At 68.6% G+C, this 20,386-nt stretch carries 18 protein-coding genes; 6 read left to right on the top strand and 12 right to left on the bottom strand.

Features of this window, described 5'->3' with window-relative positions; all coding sequences use genetic code 11:
- Positions 1-40 precede the first annotated feature (40 nt).
- The 9 genes from P6897_RS05805 to P6897_RS05765 form a co-directional block, all read right to left on the bottom strand.
- The gene (locus P6897_RS05805) at positions 41-610 is read right to left on the bottom strand and encodes a hypothetical protein (protein ID WP_274177606.1); all 570 of its coding nucleotides are present in this window, start codon (positions 608-610) and stop codon (positions 41-43) included.
- Between the two features lie 48 nt (positions 611-658).
- The gene (locus P6897_RS05800; protein ID WP_274177605.1) at positions 659-2,311 is read right to left on the bottom strand and encodes a glycosyl hydrolase 53 family protein; all 1,653 of its coding nucleotides are present in this window, start codon (positions 2,309-2,311) and stop codon (positions 659-661) included.
- The gene (locus P6897_RS05795; protein WP_274177604.1) at positions 2,308-3,480 is read right to left on the bottom strand and encodes a glycosyl hydrolase 53 family protein; all 1,173 of its coding nucleotides are present in this window, start codon (positions 3,478-3,480) and stop codon (positions 2,308-2,310) included. Before P6897_RS05795 ends, P6897_RS05800 begins: the two co-directional genes overlap by 4 nt.
- Complete coding sequence (locus P6897_RS05790; protein WP_282502354.1) at positions 3,477-4,310, bottom strand: sugar ABC transporter permease; 834 nt, start codon at positions 4,308-4,310, stop codon at positions 3,477-3,479. Before P6897_RS05790 ends, P6897_RS05795 begins: the two co-directional genes overlap by 4 nt.
- The gene (locus P6897_RS05785; RefSeq protein ID WP_282502353.1) at positions 4,303-5,649 is read right to left on the bottom strand and encodes a sugar ABC transporter permease; all 1,347 of its coding nucleotides are present in this window, start codon (positions 5,647-5,649) and stop codon (positions 4,303-4,305) included. The genes P6897_RS05790 and P6897_RS05785 overlap by 8 nt, the downstream gene beginning before the upstream one ends.
- Before the next feature lie 26 nt (positions 5,650-5,675).
- On the bottom strand, positions 5,676-6,995 hold the full coding sequence (locus P6897_RS05780; RefSeq protein ID WP_274177601.1) for an extracellular solute-binding protein: 1,320 nt from the start codon (positions 6,993-6,995) through the stop codon (positions 5,676-5,678).
- Positions 6,996-7,138: 143 nt separating this feature from the next.
- The gene (locus P6897_RS05775; RefSeq protein WP_282502352.1) at positions 7,139-7,810 is read right to left on the bottom strand and encodes a response regulator transcription factor; all 672 of its coding nucleotides are present in this window, start codon (positions 7,808-7,810) and stop codon (positions 7,139-7,141) included.
- Positions 7,807-9,039, bottom strand: coding sequence for a histidine kinase (locus tag P6897_RS05770; RefSeq protein WP_282502351.1), 1,233 nt, complete (start codon positions 9,037-9,039; stop codon positions 7,807-7,809). The genes P6897_RS05775 and P6897_RS05770 overlap by 4 nt, the downstream gene beginning before the upstream one ends.
- A complete protein-coding gene (locus P6897_RS05765) occupies positions 9,036-9,965 on the bottom strand; it encodes a CPBP family intramembrane glutamic endopeptidase (protein WP_282502350.1) in 930 nt (309 codons plus the stop codon). The genes P6897_RS05770 and P6897_RS05765 overlap by 4 nt, the downstream gene beginning before the upstream one ends.
- Positions 9,966-10,131: 166 nt before the next feature.
- Here P6897_RS05765 and P6897_RS05760 point away from each other — a divergent pair, with 166 nt between their 5' ends.
- Positions 10,132-11,166, top strand: a complete 1,035-nt coding sequence (locus P6897_RS05760) for a serine hydrolase domain-containing protein (RefSeq protein WP_282502349.1) — start codon at positions 10,132-10,134, stop codon at positions 11,164-11,166.
- A gap of 5 nt (positions 11,167-11,171) precedes the next feature.
- Here the strand turns inward: P6897_RS05760 and P6897_RS05755 are convergent, their stop codons facing one another.
- Complete coding sequence (locus tag P6897_RS05755; RefSeq protein WP_282502348.1) at positions 11,172-12,443, bottom strand: MFS transporter; 1,272 nt, start codon at positions 12,441-12,443, stop codon at positions 11,172-11,174.
- Between the two features lie 42 nt (positions 12,444-12,485).
- Between P6897_RS05755 and P6897_RS05750 the strand changes: the two genes are divergently transcribed.
- Positions 12,486-15,065, top strand: a complete 2,580-nt coding sequence (locus P6897_RS05750) for an excinuclease ABC subunit UvrA (RefSeq protein WP_282502347.1) — start codon at positions 12,486-12,488, stop codon at positions 15,063-15,065.
- Here P6897_RS05750 and P6897_RS05745 read toward each other — a convergent pair.
- Complete coding sequence (locus P6897_RS05745) at positions 15,055-15,561, bottom strand: NUDIX domain-containing protein (RefSeq protein ID WP_282502346.1); 507 nt, start codon at positions 15,559-15,561, stop codon at positions 15,055-15,057. The genes P6897_RS05750 and P6897_RS05745 overlap by 11 nt on opposite strands.
- A gap of 676 nt (positions 15,562-16,237) precedes the next feature.
- Between P6897_RS05745 and P6897_RS16390 the strand changes: the two genes are divergently transcribed.
- Positions 16,238-17,065 carry a nitronate monooxygenase gene (locus P6897_RS16390; RefSeq protein WP_348997237.1) on the top strand — a complete coding sequence of 276 codons (828 nt, stop codon included), beginning with the start codon at positions 16,238-16,240 and terminating at the stop codon, positions 17,063-17,065.
- Positions 17,066-17,068: 3 nt separating this feature from the next.
- On the opposite strand, the gene P6897_RS05740 is transcribed toward P6897_RS16390, so the two are convergent.
- On the bottom strand, positions 17,069-17,749 hold the full coding sequence (locus tag P6897_RS05740) for a response regulator transcription factor (protein ID WP_282502345.1): 681 nt from the start codon (positions 17,747-17,749) through the stop codon (positions 17,069-17,071).
- 250 nt (positions 17,750-17,999) lie between these two features.
- Between P6897_RS05740 and P6897_RS05735 the strand changes: the two genes are divergently transcribed.
- The 3 genes from P6897_RS05735 to P6897_RS05725 all read left to right on the top strand — a co-directional run bounded on the left by P6897_RS05735 (position 18,000) and on the right by P6897_RS05725 (position 20,385).
- The gene (locus tag P6897_RS05735) at positions 18,000-19,187 is read left to right on the top strand and encodes a histidine kinase (protein ID WP_282502344.1); all 1,188 of its coding nucleotides are present in this window, start codon (positions 18,000-18,002) and stop codon (positions 19,185-19,187) included.
- Positions 19,188-19,476: 289 nt separating this feature from the next.
- Positions 19,477-19,797: a hypothetical protein gene (locus tag P6897_RS05730; RefSeq protein WP_274177591.1), complete on the top strand. Its 321-nt coding sequence runs from the start codon at positions 19,477-19,479 to the stop codon at positions 19,795-19,797.
- A 75-nt stretch (positions 19,798-19,872) separates the two neighbouring features.
- Positions 19,873-20,385, top strand: coding sequence for a stage II sporulation protein M (locus P6897_RS05725; RefSeq protein WP_282502343.1), 513 nt, complete (start codon positions 19,873-19,875; stop codon positions 20,383-20,385).
- Position 20,386: the final 1 nt, after the last annotated feature.

Below are 20,386 nucleotides of genomic sequence, written 5' to 3'. Positions count from 1 at the left end.
CGCCCTAGCGCAGCGGCAGGGCAAGCGGGGCGCCGTCGCGTCAGCGGAAGCCGCCCGGCGCGAAGAGGTCGGGGCGTTCGGCCTTCAGATGTGCCAGGAGCTGTCCGTAGCCCGTCATGGCCGAGGTCGCCGTGAAGGCCGTCCGCCGGCCGCGCTTCGCGAGAACCCCGCTGTAACGATGAGCCACGTGCGGGCGCAGCCGGGTGATGTCCGCCAGCTCGACCCGGATCGGCGGCATGAAGCCCCGCGAGACGAAGACCACCTGCGGGGCGACCTCGAGCCGCATCCGACTCATCCCGTGCGCCAGCCACAGGAGCGCCGCGCCGATGAGCAGAGCGCCCAGCCCGACGATCCGCCTTGCGGGCGAGTCATCCGGACGGGTGAGCGGACCGACGAGATTGATGACGCCGATGATCGCCATCATGCAACCCCCGACGCGCACCATGATCCGCCGCCAGCGCTGCGTCGATACGACGAAGAGCACCGTGGCGCGTTCTTGACGCCACGCCGCAGCGACGTCGGACGATCGCGCCAGTACGGCGCTCGCGCCCGCGATCGCCAGCATGACGACAGCGACCGCGAAGCCGACCACGGAGAACAGAGCGTCCATGGGCGACGGGCCTCTCGTCGGGATCGGGCGACCCTCGACGGTATCGCATCAGCCGATCCGCTCGACGCGGACGTCGTCGATATTGAGCCAGTTACCGCCGGCAGCCTCGGTGTAGAACCCGAACTCGAGAGTTCCGTTCGAGACCGGCACCTCCAGAGACACCCGCTTCCAGTCGTTCGGACTCACCGGCAGCGCTGCCTGGCGCTCCGGCACGCCGGAGTTCTTCGCGTACAGATAGGCGGAGGTCTGGCCGCCGCTGTTGAGCGTCCACGCGGAGACCCGGTAGAGCCCCGACGGCAGCCCGCCGAGCGCCTGATAGGCCGACGCGGTGTAGGGCGTCGACTTCCAGAACGTGAGCTTGAGCGCACCGACGACCGCCGGGTCCTGAGTGAAGACCGCGTTGGCGTGGGCGCCTCCCGGCGACCACACACCCCAGCCGGTCGGATCGTTCGTGTAACCGTCCTGCTCGAAGCCGCCGTTGACGACGAGGTTCGGCGGCGGCGCCTCCCCGAACACGTCGAGTGTCGTCAGGGCCGCGCCGCTCCAGTCGAACAGCGTCTGGTTGTCCCAGGGGTTGGAGAGGACACCCGGGTCATCGTTGTCGATCTTTCCCGCCTCGGTCCCCCAGTTCGCGCCCGGGACGGGAAGCCAGCCCGGCTCCCACCAGATGAGTCCGCGCCCGCGCCCGTCAGGCACAGCACGGACGATGTCGCGGAGGTCTCGCAGAAACGCCGTCTGGCCCGCGACGGTCGCCGGATACCCACCGGTCGCCGCCTCGGCGGTGTAGAACGAGTTGCCGAGGCCGTCGGCGTCGCCGAGAGTCCACCCGTAAGCGGTCTCGACGATGAGGACGTCCTTGCCGTATCGCGCACTGATGTCGTTGAGATTGGCCGCGAGCTGGCCCATGGTCCCGTGCCAGAACGGGTAATACGACAGCCCGATGATGTCGAACGGAACACCCTGCGCTGTGATCGCGTCGAACCACCAGCGGTAGAGGGCGTTGTCGCCGCCGTGGTCCAGGTGCAGGACGATCTCGATGTCCTCCCCCGCTCGAACCGCCGCGTCGACCCCCGCGATCCCCGCTTTCAGCAGGCCCGCGAGCTGAGTGAAGTCCGAGACGCCGTTGCCGACCCGACCGTGATCCCACAGGATGCCGCCGGGTATCTCGTTGCCCATCTGCACCATGTCGGGCACCACCCCGGCCGCTCGCATCGCGTCGATGACGTCCTCGGTGTACGCGCGAACGGTCGACACCAGCTGCGGATAGGACAGCCCGCGCCACGCCTTCGGCACGGTCTGCGTTCCCGGGTCGGCCCACCAGTCGCTGAGGTGGAAGTCGAGCAGGACGTCCATCCCCGCGGCCTTCGCGCGCTGCGCCGTCGCGATGGTCGTCGCGAGGTCGTTGGTGCCACCGCCGTATGGTTCGCCGGCAGCCGTGTAGGGGTCGACCCACAGACGGAGCCGAGCGAGGTTCATGCCGGCATCGCCCATGATGTCGATCGGATCGCCCACGACTCCGCCCCGGGAGAACGTCCCGCCACGCGTTTCGACCTCGTGGATCATCCCGAGGTCACCGCCCATCACGAAGTCGTCCGGATCGAAAGCCGCGCTCGCGGTGGTCGCCGGAAGGAACGCCGCGACCAGGACGGCTGCGGCCGCGGTGGCAAGCGCCGTCGCTCGCCGCCGTGCTCGGTTCGTCATCTGTGTTCCTCTCTCGTGACTGTGGGCCGACCGGAGGTCGCCCCGAGTGCGCTCAGTGACGCGAGAACGCGCCCCCGCTCATCGAACAGCGTCTGGTTCGCCCAGCCGTTGCCGGGCTCGGCCACGTCGTTTCCGTAGTCCATCCCCGCCGCCGACGCCCAGGAGGTTCCGGGCACGGGCAACCAGGCGGGCTCCCAGTACACGATCCCGAGTCCCCGACCACCGGGCACTCCCCGCACGACCCCCGCGAGGTCGTCGAGATACCCGGCCTGACCCTCGACGGAGGCCGGGTAGATCGCCGCAGGCGAGCTCGCGTCGAACATCGAGGTCCCGCCGGGGTTGTCGGGCCGGTACGCGTACGCCGTCTCGACGACGATGAGGTCCTTCTCGTAACGCTCGACGAGCTGGTGGAGGTTGTCGCGCAGGTCGTCCAGCGACCCGTGCCACAGCGGGTAGTACGACAGTCCGACGGCATCGAAGTCGACGCCTCTCATGGTGATCTCGTCGAACCACCGGCGATAGAGATCGGCAGCACCTCCGGCGTCGAGGTGAAGGACGATGCGCGAACGGGAATCGGCCGCGCGCACCGCACTCGACCCCGCCTGCAGCAGTCGGGCGAGACGGTCGTACTGCTCGGACGCCTCATCCGGCGACACCTCCTCGAAGGCACGGCTCTCGAGGTCGTACCGCGGCGTGCGGCCGTGCGGCCACAGCATCCCGTTCGTCGTCTCGTTGCCGACCTGCACCCATTCCGGGCTGCCCGCGCTCGACTGCACGGCGGTGATGACCTCCGCCGTGTGCGCGGCGACGGCATCGCAGACACCGTCGAGGTCGAGGCCCTCCCAAGACCTCGGCAGCGACTGCTTCTTCGGATCGGCCCAGAAGTCGCTGTAGTGCAGGTCGATCATCAGGTCGAGTCCGGCTGCCCGCGCGCGCTCGGCCAAGCGCAGCGTCGTCGCGAGGTCGTTCGTGCCGCCTTGGTACGGCCGTCCTGCGCTGTCGGTCGGGTCGACCCAGACCCGCAGGCGCGCGAGGTTCACGCCGTGGTCGGCCAGGATGCGAAAGAGGTCCCTCGTGCCCGCGGCATCCGAGAAGCTGCCGCCCAGCGCCTCGACCTCCGCGGTCATCGACACGTCGGCCCCGCGAATCGGTAGTGATGTCGTCGTCATTCCTTGTCTCCTCCTTGCGCTAGCCCCGCGACCAGGTATCGCTGGAGCACCATGTAGAGCACCGTGATCGGCACCGCGACGAGGATGGCCCCCGCCGCGAACGTTGTGAAGTCGTTCCGCGTCTGGTCGGAGATCAGCTGGAACAGCCCGATCGCGACGGTGTAGTTCTGCGGGCTGCTGATCAGAAGACGCGGGAGGATGAAGTCCATCCACGGCACCGCGAATTGGGTGACCGCGACGAAGGTCAGCATCGGCGTCATCAACGGCAGCAGAATGCGCGTGAAGATCTGCAGATGCGAGGCCCCGTCGATCACGGCCGCCTCGTCGAGGCTGGTGGAGATGCCGTCGAGGTATCCCTTGAGCAACCAGATGTTGTACGGCACCGCCGCCGCCACGCTCGCGATCACGAGACCGGTGAGACTGTCGAGCAGGCCGAAGTTCAGATAGAGGATGTAGATCGCGATCGCGGTCATGAACGTCGGGAAGATCTGGATCACCAGCATCACGAGCAGTCCCAGGCGCCGCCCCGCGAAGCGCAGCCGAGCGAACACATAGGCGGCGATCGCCGACAGCAGCACGCTGATCACCATGTTCGACACCGCGACGAAGAGCGAGTTGCCGTACCAGGTGGCGAACGGCGTCTCAGCGAACAGCCTGATGTAGTTGGCGAGAGTCGGATCGGCCGGGATGGCCGACGCCTGCGCGAGTGAGCGCCCCGAGCCGAAGGAAGAACCGACGATCCAGGCCAGCGGGTAGAGGACGATGATCGCGACGATCAGCAGCTCGACATGGATCAGGACGGTGAGAAATCGGTTCCGAGTTCTATGCATCGGTGAACGCCTTCGAACGACGCAGGCTCCAGATCGAGAAGCTGCCGACGATGACGAAGATCAGGATCGACATCACCGAGGCGATGTCGTACAGACCGTTGTCGAGCGTGAGCTTGTAGAGCCAGGTGATGAGGATGTCGGTACCACCGGCGTACCGGTAGTCGGGATTCGCAGGGCCACCTTGGGTGAGGAAGTAGATGACCCCGAAGTTGTTGAAGTTCGCCACGAACGACAGGACGATCAACGGTGCCGTGGCTCGCAGGACGATGGGCAGCGTGAGGTAGCGCACCTGTTGCACCGCCGACGCGCCATCGATGCGCGCGGCCTCGTAGTAGCTCGGCGAGATGTTCGTCAGGGCACCGCTGATGAGAGCCATGAAGTAGGGGAAGCCCAGCCACAGGTTCACCAGAAGCGCGATGAGCCGCGCGAGCCAGGGGTTCGCCGGATCGGTCAACCACATCACCCGCTCGGGCGTGATGCCGAGGTCGACGAGCGCCTGACTGATGGGCCCGAACTGACCGTTGAACATCGAGCGGAAGACGAGAGCCGAGATCATGGCGGGCACCGCCCACGGCAGGAAGAAGATGCTCCGCCACAGGCGCGGCAGGCGTACGCGCCTGCTGGAGACGAAGACGGCCTGCAGAAAACCGAGCGCGTACGTCGTGGTCGTCGCCAGCGCCGCCCACAGCACCGTCCATCCGAGCACGCCGAAGAACGTCGCGCCCCAGGCGCCGGCTCCCAGCAGCTGCCGGAAGTTGGCGAGGCCGACCCAGTCGACCAGCTGCATCGGCGGCAGGTTGTCGCTGCTGTAGTCGGTGAATGCGATGAGGATGCCGAAGACCACCGGCAGGGCGGTGACGAACAACAGCAGGATCAGGGTGGGTGCGAGCACGAGGTAGGGGAACGCCGTCTGCCGAGCGGCGCGCACCCACTCCCCGACGGTCAGCCGCTCTCCGCTCGTGATGAGTCGGCGCCGCGTCCGTGCTGCGTCGCGCACGGCCCAGACGGTGGTCGCCGCCATGAGCCCGAGGACGAGGACCGCGATGATGCCGTTGATCATGAGGACGATCGAGTGGTCGCCCGGCGACAGCCCCGCGACCGTCATCGTGCGCGGTTGCGTGCCGAGGGTGACGAGACCCCACAGACCGCGGACGAAGAACCCGCCGTGGGTGCGCGGCGTGTAACCCGAGAGGTCGGCGTAGTGGCCGGTGAGCAGCTCAGCGATCACCGCACCGGCGCCGACGACACCGAGTGCCAGACCCTTGCCCCACTCCCGGTTGAGGAACTGCCCGAGACCGGGCACCAGCGCGGAGGCGAGCCCGAGCGTCCAGGGCGCCACGGGGTCCGCTCCGCGTCGGTGCGGGCTCACTCCCCCAGCCCGGTCAGGTCGGCGTAGCCGGCGACCGCCTGCTGCTGCGCTGTCGCCGGATCGAGGACGCCGTCCCACACGCCCGCGACGAGGTTGTTGCCGACCGTCCAGAGCGCGTCGCTCACGTCCGCGACGAGGTCGGAGCGCTCGGCCTGAGCGAGCACCCCGTTCGCGTGCGGATCGTCGGCGAGTCCGGGGATGGCTTGGGCGTTGAGCCTCGTCAGCGCCGGGATGCCGCCCGTCGTTCGATAGAGCGCAGCGGCCGCCTCGTCCGACGCGAGGAAGGCCGCGAACACACGCGCGGCGCCGGGATACTCGGAGTAGCCCGAGACGACCCCCACTCCCAGACCCGCGAGCGTCGCTGCGTCGCCTCCCCCTTGGGCCGACGGGAGGGTCGTCACGCCGTATTCGAAGCCGTTCTCCGCCGCCGCCGCGGTGAAGTCGCCGATCGACCAGGGCCCCGTGATCGCATAGGGCGTCTGGCCCTTCGCGAACTCCATCTCGATGGAGTCCCAGGTGGCGTCCGCCGAGTTGACCGGCCAGAGGTCGCGCAGCGCGCCGTAGTATTCGAGGCCGGCAGCGAGAGCCGGCGCATCGAGACCGGGATCGCCCTTATCGGTGCCGAGATGCCACCCGAGCGAGCTGAGCACCGGGTACGCGTAGTAGAGCTGCCCGCTCAGCCAACGAATGGTCCACCGGTTCTCCCGGGGGTCATTGTAGGTCGCGGCGAGCTCGCGGATCTGCTCCCAGGTCGTCGCCGGTTCGGTCGAACCCGTGAGCTGCTGCAGGAGGGTCTTGTTGTAGAACAGCGCGATCGACTCGGTCGACACCGGCACGCCGTACAACTCGCCGTCGCGGCTGACGACGCCCGCGAATGCGTCACCGACCCGCGAGGCGATCTCGTCGGCGTACTCGCCCAGCGGCGCAGCCACCCCGGACTCGATCGCGTTCGCCAGGTCGGTGAAGTTCGTGAAGTAGACGTCGGCGCCCGTGCCCGCCTCACCGTCGAGCGCCATCTTCGAGACAGCATCCACCTTCGACACCGTCGTCACCTCGACGCGGATGCCGGGATGCGCGGCGGCGAAGGCCTCGACCAGCGCCTCGCCGTACTCGGGGTATTCGACCCAGACCTTCAGCGGCACCTCTCCGCTGGCGATCTCCGGCTCGATCTCATACGCGCCCGCCTCGGCGTCCCAGGTCAGCGACGTCTGCTCGACCGAGGGCGCGCTCGAGCATCCCGCGCTCACCGCGACGGCGAGGATGATCGCTGTACCCACCGTTGCGCGGGTGATGGCTGCTGTGTTTCGAATGGTCATGCGAACTCCCTCGTTGCCTTGACTGTGACCGGTCCCAGTCAACTGGCGCGATCCATCTGAGTCCATGACGGTAGTGGCAGGATCGCTGCTCCGACGCCCCTCTCCCCCTGGGGAGGAATCGGCGGTGATCCCGGTCCCCCGGCTCAGTCCAGCGGCGTGACGACCTTGTTCTGATACGCCCAGACGACCGCCTGCAGGCGCGAACGCACCCCGAGCTTCGTCAGGATGCGCACCAGGTGCGACTTGACGGTGCTGACCTCGACCGTCAACGCCTCGGCGATCTCGTCGTTCGACATTCCCTGCGCCAGCAGCTCGAGAATCTCGCGCTCGCGCGGCGTGAGGTGGTCGGCGGCCTCGGTGGCCGTCGACACCCGCTGCAATGCACGTCGGCGTGAGAACTCCCGCAGCACTCGCCGCGTGACGGCCTGATCGAGGGTGCCGTTGCCCGCGGCGACGTTTCGCACCGCTCGGACGATCTCTTCGGGCTCGGCGTCTTTCAGAAGGAAGCCCGACGCCCCGGCCTCCAGCGCCTCGAACACGTACTCGTCGATGTCGAAGGTCGTGAGGATCAGCACCGGGACGGCGGGTTCGTCTTCTCCCCGACCGGCAAGCGCTCGCGCCACCTCGATACCGCTGAGACCCGGCATCCGGACGTCGAGGCAGGCGACATCGGGCTGCAGCGACGTCGCCGATTCGAGCGCTTGGATGCCGTCGGATGCCGTCGCGACCACCTCGATGTCATCTTCAGCCGCGAGTAGCGCGGCGACCCCCGCCCGCACCAGAGGCTGGTCGTCGGCGACGAGCACGCGGATCACGAGCTCGCTCCCGGGGCGCCGAGGGCCTCGGCCGGCACCGTGAGCCGGACACGCCAACCACCGCCGGCCTCCGGTCCCGCGTCCAGCGTGCCGCCCACCAGGCCGGCCCGTTCGCGCATCCCGAGCAGTCCGAATCCCTCGCGAGCCGCGCTGGCGGACGGCGCCGCGAGGGCAGGTGGGACACCCGCGTCACGCACGGTCGCGACGAAGACGCCGGGCCGAGTGCCGTCGAGGCGGACCTCGCACGGCGCCCCGGGAGCATGCCGAGCGGCGTTGGCGAGCGCTTCCTGCACCATCCGGTACACCACGAGCTGACCGAGCGGGCCGACCTGTGCAGTGCCTCGATCCATCGAGAACTCGACCGCGCGCCCCGTGGCCCGGGCAGCGTCGACCAGAGCGGCGACGGTCTCGATCGTCTCGACCGTGTCGCACCCATCGCCGTCTCGCCGAAGCAGCCCGACGAGCTGGCGGAGATCGTCGAGCAGCACGCGGCTCTGTTCGCGCACCTGCCGGACGGCCACCCGAGCAGCATCCGGGTCGGTCGCTATCTGGCGCTCGATGACCCCCGACATCAGCGCGATGCTCGATACGTGATGGGCGGCGATGTCATGCAGTTCGCGCGCCATCGCGGTGCGTTCGCGGGCGACCGCGGCGTCCACGACCGCGGCCCGTTCACGGCGAACCGCCTCGCTCTCGCCCTGCTCGGCACGACGGGCGTCGCGACGAGCTGTCACCGCGAGCACCCCCGCGGCCGGCAGAGCGACGATGGCGACGGCTTGCAGCAGCGCCGCGCCTACCGCGGCCGGCACGGTCACCGCGCTCGACCCGAGGATGTCGGCGGCCTGTCCGCCCGCGACGAGGAGGCCGGCCACCGGCAGCACGACCCGGAGGGTCGGCACCGTCACGACCGGCGTGGCGCGCAGAACGGCGACCAGCACGGCGGCATCGGCGAGGCTGCCGAGTCCCGTCGGTGTGGTGATCCCGATGAGCAGCGCTCCGGCCGACGTGCCGAGCAGCACCGCGACGGGAGCAGAGCGCGCGAAGCACAGCGCGGCCGCCTGCACGGTGAGGACGGCGGCGAAAACCCACCACGAGGCTGACCCGAGGCTCGGCGTCGCGTGATCTGCGAACAGCTCGGGCGCAGCCGCCAGCGCGAGCAGCGTCACCGCGCCGGTGCCGAGCGCCACGACGACATCCGTGACGCTCGGCGCACGCCGCATCCGACTCATGCCGCTATCTTTGCGGCTTCCGGCGCGCGATGCCCCATCACGGGCCAACCCGCCGGAAGTCCGAGACGCCCGCGGGTGAGCGCGATCGTGACAACCGCGGCCACTGCCGCACCGATCAGGAGCACGTGCTGCAACTGGTCACCGCCCACGGTCGGGAACATCTCCGCCCAGAACACCGTGACGGTGTTGTTCAGGCTCACATGGAAGAGCATCACGATCGGCAGGCTCTGTCCGGAACGGTTGAACAGCCACATGATCACGACGTTGAACAGCGCACTGAAGGCGACGAACTCCACGACATTCAGCCATGTCACGTCCGGCCATGATCCCCACTCGGTGAGGAACAGCGGCAGGTGCCAGATGCCCCACAGCGGCCCAAGGATCGCCGCGGCGCCGAGCGGACCGAAGCGCTCCTGCAGCGGCGGTAGGGCGAAGTCGCGCCAGCCCGGTTCTTCGGCCAACCCCGTCGTCAGCATCTGCAGCAGGAGTGCGGGCACGTACAGCGCGATCGCGATGAGGCTGGGCGCCTGCGCCTGCCCGCCGGATGCAAGGAATCCGAGCGACAGCACGGCCAGCGGCACCGCGAGCAGCGCGACGGCGTACCACCGCGGCGCGACGCGCCACCGCAGCAGCCGGCCGACCCAGACACGCAGTCCCGCGCGTCCGCCCGTCACCGCGGTCACGACGAACGCCGCACCGAGCGGCCCGAGGTACGCGCCGAAGAGCATCCCGGTGAACTGCGAGGTGCCGAAGATCTGCGGGAACGCGTAATTCCAGACGCCGAGACCGTCGTTCGAGAGGATCCACGGGGTCCAGGCCACCCAGCTGAGACCCAGCGCGAGCACGAAGAACGATACGAGGGGCCGCCGGCGGATGATGCCGGTGACGCTCCTCTCGGAGGTGGAGCCGACGTGAATGGTGGCCATGAGGGTTTCCTTCCGGTCGTCGTCGGACCCCGAGGAACGGGGTCGTCGTCGACTGTAGGAAGGAGGCGGCGTGCGGCTCGACGTTCGAACGGCGGCAATCCGCGATCTCCATCGAAAGGTGGAGGGGGAATCGCGCCGACCTCCGCGCCACTGGCACAGTAGGGGTATGAGCACGACGCAGAGCATCATCATCGACGAGCGAGCGCTTCAGGCCGCGCTCGACGAGGAACCGTTCTCGGGGATCGTCCGCGTCGACTCCGGCGATGTGTCCGTGTGGCGCAGCGCGCACGGGATGGCCGACCGGGCGAGCGAGACGCCCGTCTCCGAGAGCACCCGCTTCGCGATCGCGTCAGGGAGCAAGGCCTTCACGGCACTCGCCATCATGCGACTCGTCGAGGACGGTCGGCTCGCGCTCGACACTGCCGTTCGAGGCGTGCTCGGCGACGACCTGCCACTCATCGACGACGCGGTCACCGTCGAGCAGCTCCTCGGCCACACCTCGGGAATCGGCGACTACATCGACGAGGACGACGACCTCGATGTATCGGAGTTCTACCTCGGAGTGCCCGCGCACACGCTCACGACCGCGGAGGCGTTCCTGCCCCTGCTCGACGGCATCCCGCCGAAGGCCGCTCCCGGCGAGACCTTCGCCTACTGCAACAGCGGCTACGTCGTGCTCGCGATCGTCCTCGAACGGGTCACGGGCCGCGTCTTCCACGAGGTGGTGCACGACCTCGTCCTCGTCCCGGCCGGCCTCGTCGACACCGGCTTCCCCCGCACCGACGAGCTCGACGGGAATCATGCCCGCGGATACGTCTTCGACGACGGACTGCGCGTCAACACGCTGCACCTGCCCGTCCGCGCCAATGGCGACGGCGGCGCCTCCACGACGGCCGCCGACGTTCACCGGTTCTGGCGCGCGTTCTTCGCCGGACGCATCGTCTCGCCCGAAACCGTGGCGCTGATGACCGCCCCGCGTTCCTTCGTCGAAGACGAGGAGATGCGGTACGGTCTCGGTTTCTGGCTCAACGAGACCGGACCAGGTGTCGTCCTCGAAGGGTGCGACATCGGCTCGTCGTTCCGGTCCGTTCATCACCCGCCGACCGCGACCACCGCGACTGTGATGAGCAACACGGCAGACGGAGCCTGGCCCGTCGCGCGCGTACTGGCCGATGCGATGGCGCAGCTCGACGAGCGGTAGGCCGGTCACCCGGCCGCGACAGACTCCGTCTCGTCGTCGTCGACGGCTGGCGGAGCCGCCGCGATGTGCGTGATCGGACGCCAGACCAGCAGCAGGGTCAGCGCCGCGCCGACGAAGGCGAACCACCAGGGGCCGGTCGGTCCCCAGACCTGGGCGATGACCCCGCCGAGCGCCTGCCCGATCACGAGTCCGCCGAAGACCCCGACCATGTTGACCGAGGCGATGCGGCCCTGCAGCTCGTGAGGAACGAGGCGCTGGCGGACGGTGGTCGAGATCGTGGCCCAGACGAAGGCGTAGGCACCGAACGCGATCATGATCACGAAGGCGACCGCCCCCGAGGTCGTCAGGGCGAACGCGAGGTGCATGAGCACCTCGGCGGTGAGACACACGCGCATGAGCGCGGCGAACGAGAAGCGTCGTTCCAGCCTTCCGAACAGCAGAGTCGCCGCCAGTCCGCCGATCGCGGAAGCCGTCGTCAGCGCGCCGTACCCGACCGGCCCCATCCGCAGGTAGTCGGTCGCGTAGAGGACGAGCACACCCCAGGGCGCGGCCCAGGTCACGTTGAAGGTGAGGATGATGATCACGAGCGTCCGCACCGGCGGGTTGCGCCACAGCCAGCGGATGCCGCTGAGGATATCGGTGTGCACCGGAGTACGCTCACGCGGTCCGTCCGCCGGTTCGACGCGCTTCGTCGCGGTGATCCGCGAGATGAGGACGAGCGCGAGCGCGACGCACAGCCCCTGGACGGCGAACGGCCAGAACGATCCCACGGCGAACAGGAAGGCACCCAGCGGCGGACCGCCGAGCTGGTTCGCCACGAGGAACCCGGCCTGAAGGCGCGCATTGCCGATGCCGAGGTCGCTTTTGCGCACCATCATCGGCAGCAGAGTGCTGCTCGTCGTGTCGACGAACACCTCGGCGGTGCCGTAGAGGAACGCCACGATCAGCACCATCCAGATGCTGGCGAGACCGGTGACGAGGAAGACGCACAGACCGACCAGCACGAGAGCCCGGATGCCGTTTGCCACCATGATCAGGACCCGTCGGTCGACCCGGTCGGCGATGGCGCCGGCGTGAAGCCCGAACAGCAGCCACGGCAGGAACTGCATGACCGCTCCGGAAGCCACCAGGATCGGCGAATCGGTCATCGAGGCGATCAGGAGCGGCGCGGCTGCGAGGGCGATGCCGTCGCCGATGTTGCTCGTCAGCGACGAAGCGAACAGCCACCGGAAGTCACGGCCCAGACGCCGCGGCGCGACCCACTCTGCGATACCCACCGCACGAGCCTAGGGCGCACCTCCGACACGTAGGCTTGCCCGATGTCCGGAAACTCGCGTGTCAGCCCCGATGCCTTCGTGCGCGTGCGCGGAGCGCGCGAGAACAACCTCCGGAACGTCGACGTCGACGTTCCGCGCAACGCGATCGTCGCGTTCACCGGTGTGTCGGGCTCGGGCAAGTCGTCGCTCGCGTTCGGGACGATCTTCACCGAGGCGCAACGCCGGTATCTCGAGTCCGTGGCCCCCTACGCCCGGCGCTTGATCCAGCAGGGCCACAATCCGCACGTCGAGTCGATCACGGGGCTCCCACCGGCCGTCGCCCTGCAGCAGCGTCGCGGTGCGCCCAGCTCGCGCTCGAGCGTCGGCACCGTGACGACGCTGTCGAACTCGCTGCGGATGCTGTTCTCGCGCGCCGGCACCTTCCCCGACGGGTTCACCGACCGGCTCGACTCCGACGCCTTCTCCCCCAACACCGCCGCCGGCGCGTGCCCGGAGTGCCACGGCATCGGCGTCGCGCACACGGTCACCGAGGAGACCCTCGTGCCCGACCCCTCCCTCAGCATCCGCGACGGCGCGATCGCCGCGTGGCCGGGCGCGTGGCAGGCGAAGAACCTCCGCGACATCACGATCGCCCTCGGCTACGACGTCGACCGCCCCTGGCGCGAGCTCGACCCCGCCGACCGGGAATGGCTGCTGTTCACCGACGAACAGCCCGTGATGGAGATCACTCCGCAGCGCGACCGAGTCGCGAAGCCCTACAAAGGCATGTTCTGGAGCGCGAAGAAGTACGTCTTCCACACCCTCGCCGACTCGAACAGCGCGAAGATGCGCGAGCGAGTGCTCCAGTTCGTGCGCACCGGCGTCTGCCCGCTGTGCGGCGGCTCGGGCCTGCGGCGCGAGGCGCTGGCTGTCACCTTCGCCGGCCGCACGATCGCCGAGCTGAACGCCCTGCCGATGAGCGACCTCGCCGACATCCTGCGTCCGACCACGATGCTGACGGATGCCGCGCCCGCGCTGCCGACGTCATCGTCCGGCGAGCGGACGGATGTCGCTGTCGCGATCACCACCGACCTCGTCGCCCGCATCGAGGTGCTGATCGACCTCGGGCTGGGCTACCTCGGTCTCGGCCGGGTGACCACGACCCTCTCCCCCGGCGAGATGCAGCGTCTGCGTCTGGCGACGCAGTTGCGCTCGGGCCTGTTCGGCGTGGTCTACGTGCTCGATGAGCCGTCGGCCGGCCTGCATCCCGCCGACGCCGAGCCGCTGCTCGACGTGTTGGAGCAGCTGACGGACGCGGGGAACTCGGTGTTTGTCGTCGAGCACAACATGGACGTCGTCCGCGGCGCGGACTGGATCGTCGATGTGGGACCTGGAGCGGGCGAAGGCGGCGGCGAGGTGCTCTACAGCGGAGCCGTCGACGGACTCGCCGAGGTCGCTGTGTCGGTGACGCGGCCCTTCCTGTTCCCCGACGCCGACGGCGCTGTCGTGAAGCCGCGCGACCTGCGCACCCCCACCGGTTGGCTGACGCTGAAGGGCGCCTCACTGCATAACCTGGTGGACGTCGACGCGTCGTTCCCGCTCGGGACGTTCGTGGCCGTCACGGGTGTGTCGGGGTCGGGCAAGTCGTCGCTCGTGGGAGGCGTGCTCCGCGACGTGGTGCGCGGCTACCTGCGCGGGGATGATGCAGCCGACCAGCCGGACGACGAGACACCGGATGCCGCGGCGCCGGCCGAGACCGGGCTGGCGGAGGCGACACTCCCCGACGGGCGAGCCGATATCCCGACGGTGCGGACGGTCGACGGCCTCGAGCACATCGACCGGCTCGTTCGCGTCGACCAGAAGCCGATCGGACGTACGCCGCGCTCGAACCTGGCGACCTACACGGGCCTGTTCGATGCGGTGCGCGCCATGTTCGCCGGCACCGACCTCGCCCGCGAGCGCGGCTACACCGCCGGACGCTTCTCGTTCAACGTCGCGGGAGGCCGCTGCGAGACGTGCCTCGGCGAAGGCTACGTCTCGGTCGAGCTGCTGTTCTTGCCGGGCAGCTACGGGAAGTGCCCGACGTGCCACGGCGCGCGGTACAACGCCGAGACGCTCGACGTCACCTACCGCGGCAGGAACATCGCCGAAGTGCTCGCCCTCACCGTCGACGAGGCTGCCGGGTTCCTCGAGCCGGTGCCCGCGGCATCCCGAAGCCTGCGCACGCTGCGCGACGTCGGCCTCGGCTATCTGCGCCTCGGCCAGCCTGCTACCGAGCTGTCAGGCGGCGAGGCCCAGCGCATCAAGCTTGCGACCGAGCTGCAGCGCGCCCGTCGCGGCCACACCCTGTACCTGCTCGACGAGCCCACCACCGGACTGCATCCCGCCGACGTGCGCCTGCTGCTCACGCAGCTGCACGCGCTGGTCGACGCCGGCAACACGGTAGTCGTCGTCGAGCACGACATGGCTGTCGTAGCCTCCGCCGACTGGGTCATCGACCTCGGTCCAGCCGGCGGCAACGCGGGTGGCCGCGTGGTCGCGGCGGGGACGCCGGAGAACGTGGCGCGGGAGGCCGAGAGCCGCACGGCGCCGTACCTCGCGCGGCATCTGGGGAACCGATCGGAGCCGAACGCTACGCCGTGATCGAGGCCGGGTCGGCGAGCAGGGATCGGCTGATCGCCCGTACCGAGGGGAAGGTGTCGAGCTCCATGACGTCCGCGAGCGAGAACCACCCGGCGCCGTGGACCTCGTCGGCCGCGAAGTTCACGGTCTCCTCCCCCGTCACGTCGAGCACGAACGCCATGTCGAGGTGGATGTGCGCCGGCTCGCCGGGGCGCTCGGGGATGAGCTGATAGCTCATGCTCGTGGGGAGGTCGAGCTGCGCCTCTTTCGTGCCGTCGACCTCGAGGTCGATGCCCGGGTGCGGCCGCACCGCCGCATGGATGCCCGTCTCTTCGAGCACCTCACGGACGACGGCGGCTTGCGGCGTCTCGTCCGGGTCGACGTGACCACCCGGGGGCAGCCATCTGGTGAGCTTCCGGTGATGCACGAGCAGTACCCGATCCGCCGCCGCGTTCATGACGTAGCCGCTCACGGTGAACTGCTTCTCAAAATGCGACGTGTGCTCGATGAGCGTCATATCGACGTCCCCTCGGTTTCTTGCGGCCGGGGCCGGGCTAGCGCACGCACCCTCGGCCATGCGCTCGGCCATGGTCCGGTTGAGAGCTACCACCAGTCTCCATCGAAGCTGCTCGGCGCGGGCTCAGGACACTCGAGCCACGTCGCGCGGACGGAACTGTTCTCGAGCAAGTAAGACCGGCACGCTCGGCGTGCCGTCTGCGGCCGCCAACCAGCTGAAAAACTACGATCCTCCAGGTGGAACTGGACCTCCACGTCAACGGTGGAATCCGTGCTGCTCAGCACTCTCCATGTGAACGATGGCACTTCTGCTAGTTCCTGGGGCGTGAGCTCGAGGACTCGTGCGAGCGCTCCCCGCTCATTGGCATCATCGGCGACCCCCTGCTGCACGCGCTGGAGCAGATCATTGTCAGCGAATGCCGCAGCGTAGGAGTCCTCTGGCTCTGCTTCCGAGTCCGACCACTAGCCCGCTGCAGAGCCCACTCCCCCGGCAGTCAGAAGGGCGCCCAGACAGATAACCAACACGATCCTGCGGCGACGGAATGCCCGGGGCACCTCATTCATTCCTCGATCCTGCTCCCAACTTGACCGCAGCGCTATGACCGGGATGTCGGTGCGTCTCGGAGTGGCACGTGTCCTTGATTGCCTTTCCATCCTGGAGACACCCCCCTGTGACCATGACCGACTGCCACCCCGGCGATCGCGTCATCCTGCGAAGTGGTGCCAGCACGCGACGAGCGAAACGACGGCGCCAATGCGAAGCCGAAGAGCTTGGGCCACACGGGGTAGGGCGTGAACAGCTGCAAGATCCTGCCCGCTCGGCGCGCGCAGGAAACGCGCGAGGAACACGCGTCCTCGCGAGCGTCACGACCGCTGAGGAAGCCCGCCTCGCCGACGCCTCGGGCGTGGATGGGCTCGTTGTCCAGGGACCGCGCGCCGGGGGGCACAGTGCGACGTTCGGCGCCACCCGCACACCCGACACCGTCCTCACCCGCGCCTTCACGGGACGCCCCACTCGCGCTCTGCGCAACGGGTTCATCGACCGCCACCAGAGAACCGACCTCAACGCCTACCCGGCCGTGCACCACACCTCACCCGTCCACTCCGACAGGCGGCGTCGCAGGCCGGCGACGCGGACCGGTTGCAGCTGTGGGCGGGCACCGGGTGGCGCAACGCCACCTCCGGTCCGGCATCGGAGATCATCCACCACCTCGCCGACGGGGTCTGAGCGCACCGAATCGCCTCGTCCCCGATGCCGCGGGGAGTGCGAATCCGGTCGACGGAGCGCCGGAGCAGCACACCCGCGTCCGCGAAGGCCGCGCGGAAGGGCGGGACGCCCGCCTCTGCGGTCAGGTCAGGGTGTCCCGTGCCACAGCCGCGCGGTCTCGATGTGCGTTCGCAGCAGGCGCTCGCGCGCTTCGTCCAGTGCGTCACGAGCATCCTCGAAAGCGCGACGCGCATCCTCGAGTCGGTGGTCGACCGCGGTCGGCGCTCCGGTCAAATGACGATCAACGGGGCGGCTGCAGATCGAATGACTCGATGTCGATGATCTGCTTCGTTATCGCATAGATCAGAACCTGCACTCGGTCGCGCACCCCCCACTTGGTCATGACCCGACCCAGATGCGCCTTGACGGTCGGCTCTGCGAGATGCAGCTGCCTCGCGATCTCTGCATTCGATCGCCCGTGAGCGAGTGCTTTGACGATCGACAACTCGCGCGGGGTGAGGGGTGGCGGTGCAGGCGCACCACCGACGATGCCCGGGTCGTCGCGCACGGAGCTGATCAAGTCGCGAGTGACGCGTGGGGAGATGACGGACCGGCCGGCATGGATCTCGCGGATCGCTTCCAGGATGTCGTCCGGGTCGGTGTCCTTCACGAGGTAGCCGGAAGCTCCAGCGCGCAGCGCCGGTACGACGTGCCGCTCCGTCGAGAACGTCGTGACGGCGAGCACCCGCACATCCGGGAAGGCCGTCGTGATCTGACGCGTGGCTTCGATTCCCGAAAGCTTGGGCATCTGCAGATCCATGAGCACGACGTCGGGTCGAAGCTCCCCCGTCGCCGCGACCGCACTCTCGCCGTCCACCGCTTCGCCGACGACGCTCATGTCACCGCTGGTGTCGACGAAAACACGGAGAGCATGACGGACGAGCGCTTCGTCATCGGCAATCAACACTCGCGTGGCTCCCACGCTGCGATTATAAGGAGCGCGTCGACAATCGGGTTAGTACATAGGTGTGAATTCCGATACCTCCGGACGCAGTGCACCGGCATGCTCTTCCGAAATCCTCCTCCGAGAACCCTCGTTAGGAGAATCGATGTTCACGGAACTCTTCTTGTTCACAGCGGGAATGCGACCGGCGGGTCCGATCATGAGCGAGTTGTGCCGCTTGCTGGGGATCTGCAAGTGACCCGATCACCCATGCGGGCATGATGGGAGGGTGACGGAGCGTCAGAGGAGACTACGACACCGGCACGCGCCGGGCCGAGTGGGCGCGGATGAGCGCGGGTTCTCCGTGCTGCCGCGCCGGGGGCGCATCATCCTGCTCCTCGTCCTGGCCGTGATGCTCGTCGTCGACATCGCTTTAGCCGTCACCGAGCCAGGTGTCGCGTGGCGCGGTCTGATGTTTGGGTTGCCTGCGATGCTGGCCACGGCTCTGTTCATCTGGTGGCCCCCGGCAGCAGCGACCAGCCTCCTCCTCATCGCGCTCGTGCAGATCACCGCGGGGCAGGACGGCAGCGATGTCCTCTACCTCGCGGGCGTTGCCGGCCTCGTGGTCTACACGAGCCCGCTCTGGTTCGTGTCGATCTACGTCGTCGCGACGCTGATCCTCACGATCCTGGCGAGCACCGTCCTCGGAATCTTCGCGAACACGGCGCTGCCCGCGCTGGCGCTCGTGGTCGCGATCTCCGCCTCCATCGGCTGGGCGCTGCGCGCGGCGCACGGGCGTGAGTTGCGCCTGGCGGGTGACGTCGCCGCACTGGCCCAGGCACGCACGGCGGCGATCGAAGCCGAGCGGGAACGCATCGCAGACGAGTTGCACGACATCATCGCGCACGACATCACGCTCGTCTCGATGCACGCGAGGGTTCTTGAGCGCGTCGATTACGAAGCACTGCGCGACCAGTCCGTTCGCGCCATCCGCGCCGGCGCAGACCAGGCGCTGGCTGACATTCGCAGGATGCTCCGGATCGTGCGCGACGACGGAGCTTCCCCACTTCAGACGCCCGATGACCACGTCCCGACGCCGAACATCGCCGCCGCTTTCGAGGAGGCCCGCGACGCGCTCCTGCAGCTTGGGGCGGCCATCACGGTGCGATACAGCGACGTCTCGGTGTCGTCCACGATCGAACAGGCCCTGGTGCACCTGATCCGTGAGGGCACCACCAACATCGCGAAGCATGCGCCCGCGAACGCCTCCGTGACGATCACGCTCGAGGTGCTCGACGACGACGTGTGTCTAGAGCTGACCAACAGCATCGACCCTGCTCCGACCACAAGCGGCGTCCCATCGTCCGGTTATGGGCTCGACCGTCTGCGCGAGCGTGTCTCGGTCTCCGGCGGGCACTTCACGTCGGGACCCGCAGACGGACGGTGGGTCCTCACCGCACGGTTACCCGCGCGCTGACCGTCGGCGACGTGCCGCCCGAGCGCGCACCGGGGAGCGCGGAGCGCAACGTCATGAAGGTCAGCGCACGTCGCAGCACTGCGACGACGAGCGCAGTGCCGCGGATCGTCACCCACAATCGGGGCGACGTGATCCTGTGCGCAGCCGAGAACACTCGATAAGGCGACCGGCTCGAGCGAGCATCACCCCCGGCGAAGTCAGTACGTTCGTCGCTACTCGCGGGTCCGGGCAAGCGCGAACATGACGATGTCGGGGCGCCCGCTCCGCGTGAAAGTGAGGAGATGAAGACATGAGCACTGTCACGGGTCTGGCCGAGGACCAGACGAGAATCAACGTCCGTCAGCTCGCGGGCGCGACGGTGGCCCTGACAATCGCCACCTTCGCGCTCGTCTTGAGCGGCACCTTCGGGCCGGAGGTGGTGAAGTCGATCATCACGGCGGCAGGAGTTGCCGAGGCCGGGGTCGCCGTCGCGATCGTAGATGCGGTCCTAGCGGGTTCCGCGGTCGCGACCGTGGTGGCCGCGTTCATCGGCCTCGGCGTCGGCGGCGCCGTCGTGGGCGGCATCCGCTGGGCGATCGCGACGTTCGGGCGCAAGCAGGCCATCGAGTAAGACCTGAGCGTGTCCGCCAGGAGCTTGCCCTCGGCTCGACGAGAGATGACGGGCGCACGGCGCTGGGCAGCGGGGGTGACGATCCCTCTGTGGATCGTGACCCTCGCGCTCGGCGCCACTGCCGGGCTGCCGTTCGAAACTGCCCGTCAGGACCCCGCATACATGCCCTGGGAGCAGGTGCCGCTGATCTTCGGCAGCAACATCATGGTCGGCCTCATCCTCTACGCGGGAGTCGCAACGCTCGGCACCATCACGATCGCGATGACGGTACTCGCGGGGATCTACATCGGCTCGGTGGTAGGACTCGCCGCTTCGGACTGGGGCGTCGGCGGAGCCGCCGACGCGCTGCTTCCGTTTCTCGCCTTCGAAGTTGCGGGTTTCGCTGTGTTCGGTTTTGCGGGACTTCTCCCGACTGCGGAGCTAGCTCGTCGCTTGTATCTGCGGAAGCCGTCTGGATCAGCCACGTGGCGGCAGCACGCGAACTCGTTGAGTGCGTCACTGTCCGCCACCCTCCCATACGCACTCCTCGGAACCGTGCTACTGATCGTCGGCGCGATTCTCGAGGTCGCTGGCGGCTTGCCGCGCTGAC

Origin of the sequence: Microbacterium sp. BDGP8 (assembly GCF_029991045.1) — a bacterium.
GTDB classification, from domain to species: domain Bacteria; phylum Actinomycetota; class Actinomycetes; order Actinomycetales; family Microbacteriaceae; genus Microbacterium; species Microbacterium plantarum.
Note: the sequence above shows the minus strand (reverse complement) of the source record. Positions and strands in the feature narration are given on the sequence as shown.

Bases quoted from the DNA above. Each gene is read 5' to 3' on its own strand.
- P6897_RS05745 (WP_282502346.1), bottom strand. From the start codon at position 15,561: ATGACGCTCATCGAGCACACGTCGCATTTTGAGAAGCAGTTCACCGTG.
- P6897_RS16390 (WP_348997237.1), top strand. From the start codon at position 16,238: ATGACCGACTGCCACCCCGGCGATCGCGTCATCCTGCGAAGTGGTGCC.
- P6897_RS05790 (WP_282502354.1), bottom strand. From the start codon at position 4,310: ATGCATAGAACTCGGAACCGATTTCTCACCGTCCTGATCCATGTCGAG.
- P6897_RS05795 (WP_274177604.1), bottom strand. From the start codon at position 3,480: ATGACGACGACATCACTACCGATTCGCGGGGCCGACGTGTCGATGACC.
- P6897_RS05750 (WP_282502347.1), top strand. From the start codon at position 12,486: ATGTCCGGAAACTCGCGTGTCAGCCCCGATGCCTTCGTGCGCGTGCGC.
- P6897_RS05805 (WP_274177606.1), bottom strand. From the start codon at position 610: ATGGACGCTCTGTTCTCCGTGGTCGGCTTCGCGGTCGCTGTCGTCATG.
- P6897_RS05730 (WP_274177591.1), top strand. From the start codon at position 19,477: ATGAGCACTGTCACGGGTCTGGCCGAGGACCAGACGAGAATCAACGTC.
- P6897_RS05760 (WP_282502349.1), top strand. From the start codon at position 10,132: ATGAGCACGACGCAGAGCATCATCATCGACGAGCGAGCGCTTCAGGCC.
- P6897_RS05770 (WP_282502351.1), bottom strand. From the start codon at position 9,039: ATGAGTCGGATGCGGCGTGCGCCGAGCGTCACGGATGTCGTCGTGGCG.
- P6897_RS05780 (WP_274177601.1), bottom strand. From the start codon at position 6,995: ATGACCATTCGAAACACAGCAGCCATCACCCGCGCAACGGTGGGTACA.
- P6897_RS05765 (WP_282502350.1), bottom strand. From the start codon at position 9,965: ATGGCCACCATTCACGTCGGCTCCACCTCCGAGAGGAGCGTCACCGGC.
- P6897_RS05800 (WP_274177605.1), bottom strand. From the start codon at position 2,311: ATGACGAACCGAGCACGGCGGCGAGCGACGGCGCTTGCCACCGCGGCC.